The organism is Cytobacillus oceanisediminis, from assembly GCF_003182355.1.
Classification (GTDB): domain Bacteria; phylum Bacillota; class Bacilli; order Bacillales; family Cytobacillaceae; genus Cytobacillus; species Cytobacillus oceanisediminis_A.
The window spans coordinates 343,921-357,573 of sequence record NZ_QGTW01000004.1; the positions used below are offsets into that span (position 1 = coordinate 343,921).

Genomic DNA, 13,653 nt, shown 5'->3' on the forward strand with positions numbered 1-13,653 from the left:
CAGCCTGGTTTTATAACGAAGAGAATGCCTCTGGATGAATTTTCTTAGCTAATCCAACGGCTCCTTCAATCAACCGTGGGGATGGCCTGCAATAGAGTTCTTCTTCAAGGACAAGAATCTTATTCTGCTTTACTGCTTCTAACTCGCTCCAGCCGGGACGTTTCAACACAATTTCCGGATTTACCTTTTCCCTTCTGACCCCTACCCAGGCGAGGCAAATATAATCCGGCTGTCTCTTCAGCACATCATCCCAATCGGTCTGAACACTTGCAAGCTCAACATCACTGAATAAATTTTTAGCTCCTGCAATCTCACTGATCTCTGTGAGCCAATTGATTTTTCCTGGTGTGAAAACAGGCTTTGGCCACCATTCCCAATATAAGCTGGACTTTTCCTTTATACCTGCTGAGATTTTCTTAAGTTCTTCTGTTTTTGCCCGAAAGCCCTTAGCGGCAGAAATGCCTGCTTCAGGTTTTCCGACTTTTTCGGAAACTGTGATTAAATCCTGCTCAATATCCTCAAGGCTTTGCGGATTTAAAACAATATGGGGAATGTGTCTTTTTTTCAGCTCCTCCACATTCTTTTCCATACCCGGTACGCTTAAAGATGCAAGCACCAGGTCAGGCTTCAATTCCTCAACCTTATCCATATTGATGGACAAGTCGGGCCCCAGCCGCGGAAGCCCGCTTATTTGATCAGGCCAATCCGAGTAATCATCTACACCTGCCAGCATATGCGTAAACCCTAAATATTCCATTAACTCTGTATTGCTCGGGCATAAAGAAAGGATTTTCATTTCAGCTCACACCTTTCAGGATAATAAATAATGAAGGCATAAAGTTAATAGGATGCCGGTTAAGCCGCCAAATAAAACTTCAACTGGCTTATGGCCAAGCAGTTCTTTCAATTCTCTCTGTTTTTCCTGTCCCTCTTTCTTCTGCCACATCTTTGCTTCTTCAACAAATTTATTAAAATCGGCAACAAGCTGATTCAGGACAATGGCCTGTTCTCCCGCCTGGCGGCGAACGCCGGTAGCATCAAACATCGTGATGATGGCAAAAACGGCAGAGATGGCAAACACAGCGGAGCCCATTCCGGTTTCAAGTGCTACCCCAGTGGAAAGGGCGGTAACCGCTGCAGAGTGGGAACTTGGCATCCCCCCGGTACTCGTCAGCAGTGACCAATTAACTCGTCTGGTAGCGATAAATTGAATTGGCACTTTTACAAATTGAGCAAAAAAGATGGCTGCGAGTGCAGACCATAAGGGAAAATTTGTCAATAATTCCATTTGAGACCACCTTTAAGTTGTATGATGCTTTCATTGGAGCCTGCATTTTTTTACAAAATGCAGTTCAGCAGATTAGCTGAAATTTCTTAAAACTTATATCTAATATTCTCTAACAGTTTTCTTCTTCCTGCAAGCAGTTCTGATGGAAGCATTATGAAGAGCCTGCCCGTTAATGAAAATGTGATGTAGCAGTTAGGGAAAGTAAAAGGATTAATTCAAACGCATTGACAGCTGCTGTGCTTTCAATTGGGAGCTTTATGGCGCTCCCGATAATCATGATAAAAGATCCGGCAAAAAACCAAAACCATTTTTGTTTGCGCCAAACCATGATTGAGGATGCCAGCAAAACAGCAGAAACGACCAGCACCATGATTGGGGGGCTGCTCTCGGTTTCCGCACTTCTATAACTCAGGACATTGTATTCCCATTGCGGCTCTAGTTTAAGACCAAACACTTCTGTAAAAAGCCCGAACATCATTAACCCGGCAGTCAGCAGAAATACTATAGTCTTCAGCCAGCCTTTTCTGGCCCAATCAATGCCTGCCTGCTTCAAGGTAATCCAAGAATAAAAAACAAGCAGAGGTGTGAAAAAGGCATGAATCCAGAAGCGGGCATAATTCAGGTTTTCAAGCGTATGCCCCTCTCCGATAAAACGGCCGGCTGCCAAAATACCGTTATCATAAATCAGGCCGGCGATAACGGGCAACAAGAATGCAGCACTCACTGAACCGCTGTTTTTTGCCAAAACCAGTGCCCATACGAAAAGCAGTGTATAAGTGATGGCGAATCCGGCAAATAAAATCGTGTCCATAAAATTCTCCTTTCTATCTCTAATCTTCTTTACCCATTTATGCCCGAATATCATTAAGAGAATGTGTTGGATGCTGTAAATGTGCGAATGTTCTTTCCTTTTGCTAAAATGGGCAGTAACACTGGTCTAGGGACTTATAAAATGTTGTGGGAGAGGATTCTCTTGGAAGATTACCCGATTGAATATTACGAGTTCTTCGTAAGTTTTAATGAAGGTGACTACTATACGTGCCACGACCTCCTTGAGGAAATGTGGATGACAGACAAGGGCAATCTCTTTTTTAAAGGATTGCTGCAAATGAGTGTAAGCATTTATCACTATGAGTATGGCAATGTTAAAGGGGCAAGGGTTATGATGCAGGCGGCCCGCGACTACCTGCAGCCGTACCGGCCGAAGCATTGGGGGCTCGACTTGGAGCATGTCTACAGGTTTATTGAAGAATGTCTCTCTATTTTTCCGAAAAAAATTGATCGGGTACCTTTTGAAGAGGTTGGAAATCTTCCAAATCTGCCTCAGCTCGTATTGTATCTGGAGGATTAGGCAGAAGTAGTGTGTTCATAAAATTAGATAGTCGAAATAATTCTGTATTTTCGATATAATAAGATGAAGTACATTAGTTATTATGGGGGTGTAAAGATGTTTTCAGTAAAACAGGAATTTAATTATTCTGCTGAACACGAATGCCTGATTGTCGGTGTGTTTGATAGACCAAACAAGTTTGAAGGTGTTCTTGCCGGTGCAGACGAGCAGTTTGACGGTCAGCTGACAGAGCTTGTGAAAAGCGGGGATATTTCTGCAAGGAAAAAAGCAGTTGCAAAAATACATACATTTGGAAAAATCGGCGCAAAACGCTTAATTGCAGTAGGTCTAGGTAAGGAAAAAGAGTATAGCTTTGAGCTTCTGCGTGAAGCATTGGGAAAAGCCTTTAAAGAAGTGAAATCTTATAAGCTTCTGGATGCAGCGGTATACCTTGACACTTTTACAAGCGAAAAAGTAGATGCGCTTGATGCAGCCCACGCAGTCAGCGAAGCCTTTGCTCTTGCTACATACAAATTTGAAGATTACAAACAGAAATCGAATGAACCGGAAAAAGAAATTGAAAGCGTTGTGGTCTATAGCGATGCAGCGGATGAAGAAGATGTTAAAGCATCCCTAACTGTTGGGTATGCATACGGAAAGGGAACGAACTCAGCCCGTACACTCGTGAACCTGCCAGGGAATATGCTGACAGCTACAGATATGGCAAATTACGCGTCAGAGCTTGCATGGAGATACGGATTCGAAGTTGAAATCCTTGATAAAGAAGACATGCTTAAGCTTGGCATGGGTGCCCTTTTGGCAGTTAACCAGGGATCAGCAGAGCCTCCTAAAATGATTGTCCTTAAATATCAGGGCAAGGAAGAATGGAAAGACGTAATTGGTCTGGTCGGCAAAGGGATTACCTTTGATACAGGCGGTTATTCCATTAAGCCGAAGGACGGCATTGTCGGCATGAAAAGCGATATGGGTGGTGCGGCAGCCGTGCTCGGCGCAATGGAAGTGATTGGTGAGCTAAAGCCTGAGCAAAACGTAGTTGCTGTCATTCCTTCAACCGATAATATGATCAGCGGAACAGCCTTCAAGCCAGATGATGTCATCACATCCATGAGCGGTAAAACGATTGAAGTCCTTAACACAGATGCGGAAGGCCGTCTGGCTCTAGCGGATGCGGTAACGTATGCAAAGCATCATGGAGCGGACTACCTGGTTGACGTAGCAACACTGACAGGCGGTGTGATCGTCGCGCTTGGCGAGGAAACAACTGGCGCTTTAGCCAATAATGAAGAATGGTTCGAGCAGGTGCTTGAAGCATCCTATGAGGCAGGCGAGCCAATCTGGCGCTTGCCGCTTTTTGAAAAAGACAAGGAAAGAATCAGAAACAGCAAAATCGCTGATCTGAACAACTCCCCTGGCCGTGCCGGACATGCGATCATGGGTGGAGGCTTCGTTGGCGAATTTGCCGAAGACACGCCATGGGTGCACCTCGATATTGCAGGCACAGCTACAACCGCGAAAAACTATGACCTTGGTCCATCAGGCGCAACAGGCGTAATGGTCCGCACACTGGCACTGCTGGTAGAAAGATTTGAAACTAAATAAGATATTCTTAGAACTCCGGAGGAATCCGGAGTTTTTTATTGGGAAAGAATTTGCAGGTAAAATCGTTTTCATGGATAAAACGGGAATTTCGCGGATATCGCGGTTAAAAGAAAGTTATTCGTGAATATATGGGGTTGGAACGTTCAAAAACAAATTTTGTACTCCATATCCGTGAAAATTCAGCTTAAATTCGTCTCTGGCCGAGTTTAACATTAAGAAAGCAGGCAGAATAAGAACGTTTTCCAGCCATGGTGAGTAATTTACCGGCCAAAATTGGCAAAATACCGGCCAAACTGCAGGATTTACGGGCAGATAGATAACTATGCATCTTACGGTCCGCTGCTCCTCTATTTTTCGTAAATCTTCCAGCATCCAGCCCTATTTCCTCCTCTGGTCCAAACTCCCAATATCAATCTATTAAAAACCGATTGACATGAAAAGAGCGGATATGATAGTTTAATACTTGTGTTTTAATTCTCTACCGATTTAGCAGAGTAAAGCAAAATATAAAAACAAAGCAAACAGAAAGAGGGTTGCATCATGAATGCAGTTGTACTTGCAGTTCTAATTATGCTTGTTCTCAGCCTTTTACGTGTAAATGTGGTTCTTGCCCTTGTGGCGGGCGCACTAGCAGGCGGGCTGGCAGGCGGATTAAGCATAGATAAAACGATTGAGGTCTTTTCAAACGGACTTGGAGGAAGCGCTGAAGTTGCGTTAAGCTACGCCTTATTAGGTGGTTTTGCGATTGCGATCTCGGCAACAGGACTTCCAAATCTAATGGTAGAATGGGTTCTTGCAAAAGTCGGCAAGGACGGCGAGTCCAGAGGGAAGACTTTATCAAAAGCACTTATCGTATTTTCTATTTTAATGATGGCGATTTTTTCCCAAAACCTGATTCCGATCCATATTGCGTTTATTCCTATTTTAATTCCCCCTTTATTGAAGGTCATGAATGAGTTGAAAATTGACCGGCGATTAATTGCGTCTGCACTGACGTTTGGTTTGACGGCACCTTATATTCTGTTGCCGGTGGGCTTCGGCCAAATTTTCCAAGGAATCATTGCAGAAAATATGGAAAGCAGCGGTTTGGCGGTAAATATGTCTGACATTCCAAAAGCAATGCTGATTCCGACTGCAGGTCTTGTTGTGGGTTTACTCATTGCGATTTTTGTTTCTTACCGAAAGAAAAGAGACTATCAAACAACTGAAATCGTTGAGACGGAAAGAGGAGAATATTCAAAAGCTGGTATTATTCTTTCTCTGGTTGCGATTGTTGCAGCATTAATTGTTCAGCTGCAGCTTGATTCCATGATTTTTGGCGCTCTAACAGGAATTTTGGTTATTTATATCAGTGGTGCCGTTAAATGGCGGGATGCTGACCAGCTATTAACAGAGGGCATGAAGATGATGGCGTTCATTGGGTTTGTGATGCTTGCTGCCTTCGGATTTGCTGATGTTTTAAAAGAAACGGGAGATGTGGAAAGGCTTGTTGAGCAGGCAGCAGGAATCATTGGCAACAATAAATCACTTGCAGCATTGCTTATGCTTCTTGTAGGCTTGCTTGTAACAATGGGAATCGGTTCTTCCTTCTCAACGATTCCAATCATTGCAACCATTTTCGTTCCGCTTGCACTTGAGGTTGGCTTCAGCCCAATGGCGACAATTGCATTAGTGGGAACTGCGGCAGCGCTTGGAGATGCCGGATCCCCGGCATCTGACAGTACTTTAGGACCAACAGCAGGTTTGAACGCTGACGGACAGCACAACCACATCTGGGACACTTGTGTGCCAACATTCATGCACTATAACATTCCGCTTATCCTCTTCGGATGGCTTGCAGCAGTTATTCTTTAATTAAAAGCGGCTTCTCTTTATAGGAGAAGCCGCTTTTCTATATACTTTTAACCGCCTTCAAAGTAGGTTACCATAAAGAAAAACGAACCGAGGTGGCTGCAGTGTATTTTGGCAAAGTAAGAAAGACGGTTTCCGGCAGAGTACCGCCCAACCAGAACGTTACAACTGCCTTTCCTGTACTGCATTATGGAAATGTTCCATATTACAGCAATATGCAGGAATGGTCTCTAAAGATTTTTGGGGAAGTGGAAAAGGAGATTTCCTTGTCTTATGACGAAGTAATGAACCTGCCGCAGACTGAGTACAAAAATGACATCCACTGTGTTACTGGCTGGTCAAAGCTTGATAATGCATGGAAAGGAATTTCCGCTGCAGATCTGGCCAGGCTTGCAGGTGTAAAAGAGGCTGCGAAATTTGTGATCCTCCATGCAGAAGAGGGATGGACAACTAACCTTCCGATTGAAGATTTTTTAAAGGAGACCAGCATGCTGGCACATACACATAATGGTGAAACATTAACACCTGAGCACGGATTTCCGTTGCGTGCAGTGATTCCCCATCTTTATTTTTGGAAAAGCGCCAAGTGGGTAAGAGGCATTGAATTTTCAGAATCTGATAAGCCGGGATTTTGGGAAAAAAACGGGTACCATAATTATGGAAATCCCTTTAAAGAACAGCGTTTCAGCTGGGATTAACACCATCATAAGCATTTGAGGATTTTTTTCATTATATACACTTGAAAACACTTATGAAAAACGCTTATAATGAAGTTAGTTACTTATAAATACTTACTGAAAAGCAATTCCATTTAAAAAAGCAGGCGGTTAATTATGTACCAGGAAGAAAGATTGATAGCGATCTTGAATTATCTGGAAAACAATAAGCGGATTTCAGCAGATCAAATTTGTACATTGTTTGATGTATCCAGAGACACGGCAAGGCGCGATCTGGTTAGGCTTGAAGAGGACCAGAAGATTGTTCGGACGAGAGGGGGAGCAATTCTGCCAACTCCCCGCCATGAAATAAAGGATTATGCCAATCGGCTAAAGATGGTTTCCTCCGAGAAAAAAAGAATCGGGCAAAGGGCAGCATCCCTGATCCATGACGGCGAAAGAATTATTTTGGATACCTCCACGACCGTTCAGGCATGTGCCGAGAATATGGGGGAAATTCCTTGTACTGTTATGACTAATTCAATTAACCAGGCGGAAATACTTTCATCAAACCCCAATGCGGATATATTGCTGCTTGGCGGCATGCTGCAAAAAGAGCACCGCTTTTTATACGGCTCTTCTGTTATCGAAAAACTGTCCCAGTATAAAGTGGATAAAGCATTCATTGGAGTAGTAGGCCTTTCGGGGAGCGGCCTTACTCTTGCTCATGAGGAAGACGGTATGGTTAAAAGAAAAATGATCAGCCAGGCGGACCAGGTAATTGTCCTTGCTGACCATACAAAAATCGGTGTAACCGAGTTTTTCAGGTTTGCGGAGTTAAGCGATATTGATCTTCTTATAACGGATAAAATGCCCGATAAAGCTTTTATTGACATATTGCAGAGGTTTAATGTGGAATTGCTGATAGCAGAGGGCTAATCAAATAGGCGCCGGCGTAACCCGATTGGGGCGTGACGGCCTGTGCTCTCTAACTGAAGCATTCCCTTAACCATAAAAAGCGTTACTAGCTGAGAGCCAGCTGTAACGCTTTTTTGTGTAAGAGAGGAGGCAGCCATCCAACTAAAATCCAAAGAGCATGGAAAAGATATTTTTCTTTTTAAGCCTTTTCCTTGGCTTATCCTGATCAAAAACCAAAAGAGTATCAGCCGGTATTTTTCGGCTGTTTCCAGCTTGCTTGGCTTCAAGTGCTTCTATCCGTTTATTCAGCTGTTCAATCTCTTTCTGAAATTCTTCGATTTCACTGCGGTGCTGAAGCAGCTGATAAGAGACAACATCATCTGCTTTTCCGTTAAGTCGCTGCTCGAGTTCGCTTATTTTTAATAAAACCTTTTCCATGGCCGGGTTCGTTAGTTCGCTTTGTACAGTTCCTTTTCTGGCCTTTTTGCCCTTCACGGTTACTTCCTGCAAAATCATTCCCTGGTTAAGCTGATCTTGAACCTGCTTTAACAGATCAATATCTTCATCCGTAAATAAATAATGCCCCAATTCATTTCGTTCCGTCCGGAGTTCCAGTTGTTTGACCCATCGCTGCACAGTGCTTGGCGAAACTCCTAATAATTTGGCTACAGCACTCGTATTCATCCTGATCCCCTCCCGTTTTCCAAACCCAATTCTCTATTGAAAACGGGAAGTCCTTCCCAGGTGACAAAACAAGTTCTCTTTCGGCAAAGAAAGTGTTAATTTTACATTTTTTTGAATTCTTCTTTTTCTTCAGATGAATCCATTTTGAAACATCTATCGGTAATCCAGCCAACAGCGCTCCCAATTAAGGCGCTCCCAATTATGTCGGAAGGATAATGGTGGCCTGCCCAAATACGGGAAAAGCCTGTTAGGGCTGAAAGCCAGCACAAAACACGTCCTATAAATCGGTTACCGCTTCGGATGACAACAGAAGCAGCAAACACCAGTACTGTATGCTTGCTTGGAAAAGTGGAATCTCTTTTTGATGGAATCAGAATTCCGACCTTGCTTCTGACGAATGGCCGCGGTTTAAAATAAAAAAGCTTGATGATCCTGTTCAGGACCAGTGCGAGCAGGGAAGCAAACGCTGCCTTTTTTGCTGTCCTCCTTGCCGGTCCTTTCGCCAGCCACATAGCTGCCAGTGTAAATAAAAATACATACCTTGCCTTATTTGAAATGAGAATCATCAGAAGATCCAGGGGGGCAAAACGGCCGGATATCCGGTTTATTGCGTTGAAAATTTTTACGTCCATTTTTAAAATCTCCTTTAGCCTTAATACCCTTAATATTTGCCACTTTACCTTTAATAACTCAAACCTATTTCGGAATTGCTGAAGCTGTTCCGTTTGCAGGTCAAAATGTATATTAATAATCGCGGATATAAGTAACATTCCGCGGTATTTATTTTTTAGCAGATAAAATTCAAATTGGCTAAATATATCTTTTTTAAAAACAAAAACCATGCAGCAATAGCATGGTCCTAACGGTATTATTTTCTAAAAAAATCTTTGAAGACGAGGGAAGCGAAGCCCATATAAGCACTTACAGTATAGCCGCTTTTAACAAAATTGGCGTAATTCCAAAAAAACATTGAAGTACCTCCTTTAAAATCTCTTCCCCCGCATTGGCAGGGAAGAGATTTATTTTATCTGTCCGGAACGGACCGAGAGCCAGTCATCCAAATAGCCAGGCACCTTGCCGTCCGATGTAAGGTTGGCGTGTCCGCCCTTCAGCAGGTGAAATTTTTTATCTTTGCTTGAAACCAGGTCCATGGCAGGGAGAATTTGTTCCTTTGGTACAAGGCGGTCAAAGCTCGAAGCAATTGCAAGCAGATTGGCATTAATATTGCCTAAATCAGCCTGTTTTCCATCGATAACCAGGCTGCCTTTAACAAGCTTGTTTTCTTTTCCCAGATCATGCAGAATTTGCTTTAAAGCGGCTCCAGCAAAAGGAATATGATTGTTTGTCCAGTGGTTGAACCGCTTCCACCTTTTGGTGTATTCTTCATTATCGGCACGGCTCAGAAGGGATAAATAAGGGGAATAATAGATAGGCGATGTAACCAGCCGCATTCCCGATTTAATGGCCGGGGCAGGAATCAGTCCCCAGGCATCCAATATGGAATCCAGGTCAGCGTCAGTTTCACGCAATTCCTCTGCCCATTGGTCAAACGCGGGAACCATGCTGAAATCAATCGGTGCAACGGATAGGATCAAATTTTTAACAGGTTCTTCTGAAATTGCAGCATAGATGGCTGCAAAAGTGCCGCCCAGGCAAAAGCCCATAACCGTTATTTCATCTGCTTTGGCGTGGTATAGAGCTCTCCTGACCCCCTTCTGGATGTATTGGACAACATAGTCATCCATCGTGATGTCTTTATCCTCATAGCCTGGAATGCCGAAATCAAGCAAGTAAACATCATAGCCGCTATTGGTTAAGGCTTCGATTAAACTGTTCTGCGGTCCCAAATCAAGAATAAAAGCTTGATTTACAAGGGAATAAACAAGGAAAACTGGCACCCTATATTTTTTGTCAGCAGGCGCATAATGCCAGAGAACAGCTTTGTTTTTCTTCCATACAGCCGTACGGGGGGTTAATCCGGTTGCCGGTTCAGGCTGTTGGATGGTTTTGAAGAAACCTTGCAGTTTTTTAGAAAATGGATTTTCCGCCATTTTATTGATCCGCGCTTTCACTGCTGCTGGAAGATTCCAATTCCTGGTCAAGGGTCTGTTTTAGATCCGAGAGAGCTTTAAGGATTTCATTCGGTTCAGATTTAGAATTTGATGATGAGGCGGCAAGCGATCTTTTTAACTCTTCCATCGATTGAGCCAAAGCCATTACTTTTTCATCGATCAGATCCATTTTTTCTTCCGCCTGAACAGTCAATTTAGCAGCATTTGCCACATCTGTTTTTGTAGGGAAATTAAGAGGGATGGATAGAGTTTCTATGGCGTGCTGCAGCTTTTTCATAGCGGCGGCTGCCACCTCCGAGCGGGTGAGCATATCTTTTAAAACATCTTCTTTATTAAGGGAGTTTTGGATTGAATCATTCAGCTCTTTCTCTACCTTCATCCCTACCTTTTTAATAGAGTTTAATAGGGCTTCTGTATGGTTTATGGTCATATACATTCTCCTTTCTTTAAGATGCAGTTCTGAAAATCCGGTTCCCCTTTCTGAACCGTTATCATTGATTAAATTTTCAATAACTAAAGTGATGCGGTCATGCCTCCGTCTACAACTAAAACCTGGCCTGTGACGTAATCGGAGGCTTTAGAGGATAGAAAGACAGCTGTCCCTTTTAAGTCCTCCTCATTGCCGAATCTTCCGGCAGGAATGTTTTTAAGGATAACAGATCCTGATTTTTCTAATTCCTTTGTTATTTTGGTTGGAAAGAACCCGGGTGCGATTGCGTTCACCTGGATGCCTGAAGGGGCCAGTTTTACAGCCAAATCCTTTGTGAGGGAGATAACCGCTCCTTTGCTGGTACTATAAGCGACTGCGTCCAAGAAAGCCGAATGTGTTCCTCTCATGCCTGTTACTGATGATATATTGATGATTTTTCCGCTTCCTTGTTTCTGCATCACCTTAGCAGCAGCCTGAGAAAATAAAAACATGCCTTTTAGATTCACATTCATCACTTTGTCCCATTTATCAGCAGGCAGTTCCAGTACGGGAGCAATCCATGATGTGCCGCTATTGTTAATGAGGATATCAATGCTGCCGAATTTGCCTAGAGTTTCATTGATTACTTTCTGAATGTCTTCTTCATTCGTAATGTCACACTCAATGGCAAGCGATTTAATGCCTCTTCCAGTTAAACTGCTGCTGACGCGCTCGCATGCTTCGAGATTGCGTGAGCACACTACAATATTTGCGCCTGCGTCTCCAAGTGCATTTGCCATTTGCTCGCCGAGTCCCCGTCCGCCGCCTGTCACGATTGCAGTTTTATTTTCTAAATGAAATAATTCATTCAGTTCCAATGTCATCCCTCCCTTGAAGAAAATTATGTCACGCTTCTAGCGGATTCATTTTAAAATAGGATTCGATATAGTATAGACAAGCAGATCCCTTGTGGTTCCAAAATTGGTTTTTTCGCCTTGTCCCAAAATGTATAAGGAAGAAGGAAAGAGAAAAGGATGAATAATAAACTTGAGGGAGGCAGAAACATGAATAGGGAGCGAATCGAGGAAATCTTTGATGAATCTGGCTCTCCGTTGCTTAACAGCGGACTGGCATTTAAAATCTGGCTGAAGGGGGAATGGGATTCGGAAGGTGGGGAGGATATAGCGGACTTTCTGAATGTTTTTTCCTTTGTTGAGGAAAATGAGCTATATGCAGATGAACTTCTCTGTCACTATCGCATTTTTAAATATATTACGGAAAAAAATGACCTTTCTTTTTTCTCGTGGTAAACAAAAACAAACACAGATCAGAGACCTGTGTTTGTTTTTGAAAATATATGTCTAGCTCCAGCGCCTTGGTCAGGCGCTGGCCCTTTTCCTATTAACTAGCCATTTTATGCTGCTTTTTAGCTGCTTTATAGTGGTTTTCAAAGAATTCGTTCGTATCTTTCACAACTACTTTACTAAGCAGGATTAAGGCAATTAAGTTCGGAATCATCATTAATGCGTTTGCCATGTCAGCGAAAGCCCAAACCGTTGTCAGGTTTGCAACCGCTCCAATTCCAGTGGCAAGAATGTAAATTCCGCGGTATCCCATAATTCCTTTTGTTCCAACAAGGTATTCAAAGCACTTTTCACCGTAAACATACCAGCCGACAATTGTGGAAAAACCGAAGAAGATAACAGAGAACGCCACAATGTATTCGCCAATAGTGCCAAGTGCGTGTGCAAAGGCTGCACTTGTTAATGCACCGCCGTCAAGATTGGCTTCGTGCTGTACACCTGATAGCAATCCGCCTGTTGTATCCCAGAAACCTGTAATAATAAGAACTAATCCAGTCATAGTACAAACAACAATTGTCACAATAAAAGTACCTGTCATCGCTACTAGCGCCTGTTTAACAGGGTGATCTGTTTTTGCATTTCCGGCAATTAGGGCTGCTGTACCAAGACCGGCTTCATTTGAGAAGATTCCTCTTGATACACCATTTTTAATCGCTTCAGATACTACAACACCGACAAACCCGCCAGTTGCAGCAACCGGATTGAAAGCATAATAGAAAATTGTTTCGAAACCAGGGATTATCTGGTCGTAGTTAACCGCTAGAATAATCAAGGCTCCGCCAATATAAAGCACTGCCATAATCGGTACAAAGAAACCTGCAACTGTACTGATGCGCTGAATTCCGCCAAAAATAATTAACGCAGCAAGTACTGCCAAAACAATACCTGTAATCCAATTACTAACGCCAAAAGAAGTATCCATCACTGCTGCGATTGTGTTAGATTGAACGCTGTTTCCAATTCCAAGGGCCGCAAAAGCACCAAAGATAGCAAATGCAACGGCAAGCCACTTGAACTTTCTGCCAAGGCCGCGCTCTACATAATACATAGGTCCGCTTGAGTACTCGCCATTCGCGTTTTTCACACGGTATTTCATGGCCAATAAGGCTTCTGCATATTTAGTTGCCATTCCCAGTAAGCCAACGATCCACATCCAAAAAATGGCTCCAGGTCCCCCTAGCGTGATCGCGGTTGCTACACCGGCAATATTACCGTTCCCGATTGTAGCTGCCAAAGCTGTCATAAGGGCTTTGAAGTTACTAACATCACCCTCATCGTTAGAGGAAGCCTGCCCTTCCTTTGTAAATCCTAATTTAAATGCATACAGGAGCCTTCTGAACTGAAGGCCTTTCAGCATGAATGTTAAAAGAACACCAGTACCAAAAAGTAAAACCAAACTTGGTGTGCCCCAAAGCACCCCGTTAATTTTATTAAGCGTTTCAAGCATAAAATCGTCGCCTC

At 43.2% G+C, this 13,653-nt stretch carries 16 protein-coding genes; 6 read left to right on the top strand and 10 right to left on the bottom strand.

The annotated features are described in order from the left end of the window. Positions 1-10 precede the first annotated feature (10 nt). From DFO73_RS10590 to DFO73_RS10600, 3 genes are all read right to left on the bottom strand, one after another. Positions 11-796 (bottom strand): cobalamin-binding protein, encoded by a 786-nt coding sequence (locus tag DFO73_RS10590; RefSeq protein WP_110064748.1) that lies wholly within the window; start codon positions 794-796, stop codon positions 11-13. A 15-nt stretch (positions 797-811) separates the two neighbouring features. Beyond that, positions 812-1,288: a divergent PAP2 family protein gene (locus DFO73_RS10595; protein ID WP_110064749.1), complete on the bottom strand. Its 477-nt coding sequence runs from the start codon at positions 1,286-1,288 to the stop codon at positions 812-814. Positions 1,289-1,457: 169 nt separating this feature from the next. Next, entirely contained in the window at positions 1,458-2,099 is a 642-nt protein-coding gene (locus DFO73_RS10600) for a hypothetical protein (protein WP_110064750.1), read from the bottom strand. Positions 2,100-2,261: 162 nt separating this feature from the next. Between DFO73_RS10600 and DFO73_RS10605 the strand changes: the two genes are divergently transcribed. Both DFO73_RS10605 and DFO73_RS10610 read left to right on the top strand, forming a co-directional pair. Then, a complete protein-coding gene (locus tag DFO73_RS10605; RefSeq protein ID WP_110064751.1) occupies positions 2,262-2,639 on the top strand; it encodes a DUF309 domain-containing protein in 378 nt (125 codons plus the stop codon). A 96-nt stretch (positions 2,640-2,735) separates the two neighbouring features. Then, positions 2,736-4,238 carry a leucyl aminopeptidase gene (locus tag DFO73_RS10610; protein ID WP_110064752.1) on the top strand — a complete coding sequence of 501 codons (1,503 nt, stop codon included), beginning with the start codon at positions 2,736-2,738 and terminating at the stop codon, positions 4,236-4,238. A 114-nt stretch (positions 4,239-4,352) separates the two neighbouring features. Here the strand turns inward: DFO73_RS10610 and DFO73_RS10615 are convergent, their stop codons facing one another. Then, positions 4,353-4,610: a hypothetical protein gene (locus DFO73_RS10615; protein ID WP_110064753.1), complete on the bottom strand. Its 258-nt coding sequence runs from the start codon at positions 4,608-4,610 to the stop codon at positions 4,353-4,355. A 168-nt stretch (positions 4,611-4,778) separates the two neighbouring features. Between DFO73_RS10615 and DFO73_RS10620 the strand changes: the two genes are divergently transcribed. The 3 genes from DFO73_RS10620 (at position 4,779) to DFO73_RS10630 (ending at position 7,684) form a co-directional block, all read left to right on the top strand. After that, positions 4,779-6,092, top strand: a complete 1,314-nt coding sequence (locus tag DFO73_RS10620) for a Na+/H+ antiporter family protein (protein WP_110064754.1) — start codon at positions 4,779-4,781, stop codon at positions 6,090-6,092. Positions 6,093-6,193: 101 nt separating this feature from the next. Beyond that, the gene (locus DFO73_RS10625) at positions 6,194-6,787 is read left to right on the top strand and encodes a sulfite oxidase-like oxidoreductase (RefSeq protein ID WP_110064755.1); all 594 of its coding nucleotides are present in this window, start codon (positions 6,194-6,196) and stop codon (positions 6,785-6,787) included. 135 nt (positions 6,788-6,922) lie between these two features. Then, entirely contained in the window at positions 6,923-7,684 is a 762-nt protein-coding gene (locus DFO73_RS10630; protein WP_110064756.1) for a DeoR/GlpR family DNA-binding transcription regulator, read from the top strand. 141 nt (positions 7,685-7,825) lie between these two features. Here the strand turns inward: DFO73_RS10630 and DFO73_RS10635 are convergent, their stop codons facing one another. The 5 genes from DFO73_RS10635 to DFO73_RS10655 all read right to left on the bottom strand — a co-directional run bounded on the left by DFO73_RS10635 (position 7,826) and on the right by DFO73_RS10655 (position 11,706). Then, on the bottom strand, positions 7,826-8,347 hold the full coding sequence (locus DFO73_RS10635) for a MerR family transcriptional regulator (RefSeq protein ID WP_110064757.1): 522 nt from the start codon (positions 8,345-8,347) through the stop codon (positions 7,826-7,828). Positions 8,348-8,448: 101 nt separating this feature from the next. Then, a complete protein-coding gene (locus DFO73_RS10640; protein ID WP_110064814.1) occupies positions 8,449-8,979 on the bottom strand; it encodes an undecaprenyl-diphosphatase in 531 nt (176 codons plus the stop codon). 387 nt (positions 8,980-9,366) lie between these two features. Next, positions 9,367-10,398, bottom strand: a complete 1,032-nt coding sequence (locus tag DFO73_RS10645; protein ID WP_110064758.1) for an alpha/beta fold hydrolase — start codon at positions 10,396-10,398, stop codon at positions 9,367-9,369. 1 nt (position 10,399) lies between these two features. Beyond that, positions 10,400-10,849 (bottom strand): hypothetical protein, encoded by a 450-nt coding sequence (locus DFO73_RS10650; protein WP_258309380.1) that lies wholly within the window; start codon positions 10,847-10,849, stop codon positions 10,400-10,402. 83 nt (positions 10,850-10,932) lie between these two features. After that, on the bottom strand, positions 10,933-11,706 hold the full coding sequence (locus DFO73_RS10655) for an SDR family oxidoreductase (RefSeq protein WP_110064760.1): 774 nt from the start codon (positions 11,704-11,706) through the stop codon (positions 10,933-10,935). 186 nt (positions 11,707-11,892) lie between these two features. Between DFO73_RS10655 and DFO73_RS10660 the strand changes: the two genes are divergently transcribed. Further along, a complete protein-coding gene (locus tag DFO73_RS10660) occupies positions 11,893-12,138 on the top strand; it encodes a hypothetical protein (protein ID WP_110064761.1) in 246 nt (81 codons plus the stop codon). 91 nt (positions 12,139-12,229) lie between these two features. Here DFO73_RS10660 and DFO73_RS10665 read toward each other — a convergent pair whose 3' ends face one another. Next, positions 12,230-13,639, bottom strand: coding sequence for an alanine/glycine:cation symporter family protein (locus tag DFO73_RS10665; protein WP_110064762.1), 1,410 nt, complete (start codon positions 13,637-13,639; stop codon positions 12,230-12,232). Positions 13,640-13,653 lie beyond the last annotated feature (14 nt).

What these genes read in the sequence shown, in the direction of transcription:
- DFO73_RS10630 (WP_110064756.1), top strand. Translation starts at nt 6,923, where the DNA reads ATGTACCAGGAAGAAAGATTGATAGCGATCTTGAATTATCTGGAAAAC.
- DFO73_RS10600 (WP_110064750.1), bottom strand. Translation starts at nt 2,099, where the DNA reads ATGGACACGATTTTATTTGCCGGATTCGCCATCACTTATACACTGCTT.
- DFO73_RS10640 (WP_110064814.1), bottom strand. Translation starts at nt 8,979, where the DNA reads ATGGACGTAAAAATTTTCAACGCAATAAACCGGATATCCGGCCGTTTT.
- DFO73_RS10645 (WP_110064758.1), bottom strand. Translation starts at nt 10,398, where the DNA reads ATGGCGGAAAATCCATTTTCTAAAAAACTGCAAGGTTTCTTCAAAACC.
- DFO73_RS10595 (WP_110064749.1), bottom strand. Translation starts at nt 1,288, where the DNA reads ATGGAATTATTGACAAATTTTCCCTTATGGTCTGCACTCGCAGCCATC.
- DFO73_RS10620 (WP_110064754.1), top strand. Translation starts at nt 4,779, where the DNA reads ATGAATGCAGTTGTACTTGCAGTTCTAATTATGCTTGTTCTCAGCCTT.
- DFO73_RS10635 (WP_110064757.1), bottom strand. Translation starts at nt 8,347, where the DNA reads ATGAATACGAGTGCTGTAGCCAAATTATTAGGAGTTTCGCCAAGCACT.
- DFO73_RS10590 (WP_110064748.1), bottom strand. Translation starts at nt 796, where the DNA reads ATGAAAATCCTTTCTTTATGCCCGAGCAATACAGAGTTAATGGAATAT.
- DFO73_RS10665 (WP_110064762.1), bottom strand. Translation starts at nt 13,639, where the DNA reads ATGCTTGAAACGCTTAATAAAATTAACGGGGTGCTTTGGGGCACACCA.
- DFO73_RS10615 (WP_110064753.1), bottom strand. Translation starts at nt 4,610, where the DNA reads ATGCTGGAAGATTTACGAAAAATAGAGGAGCAGCGGACCGTAAGATGC.
- DFO73_RS10660 (WP_110064761.1), top strand. Translation starts at nt 11,893, where the DNA reads ATGAATAGGGAGCGAATCGAGGAAATCTTTGATGAATCTGGCTCTCCG.
- DFO73_RS10610 (WP_110064752.1), top strand. Translation starts at nt 2,736, where the DNA reads ATGTTTTCAGTAAAACAGGAATTTAATTATTCTGCTGAACACGAATGC.
- DFO73_RS10650 (WP_258309380.1), bottom strand. Translation starts at nt 10,849, where the DNA reads ATGACCATAAACCATACAGAAGCCCTATTAAACTCTATTAAAAAGGTA.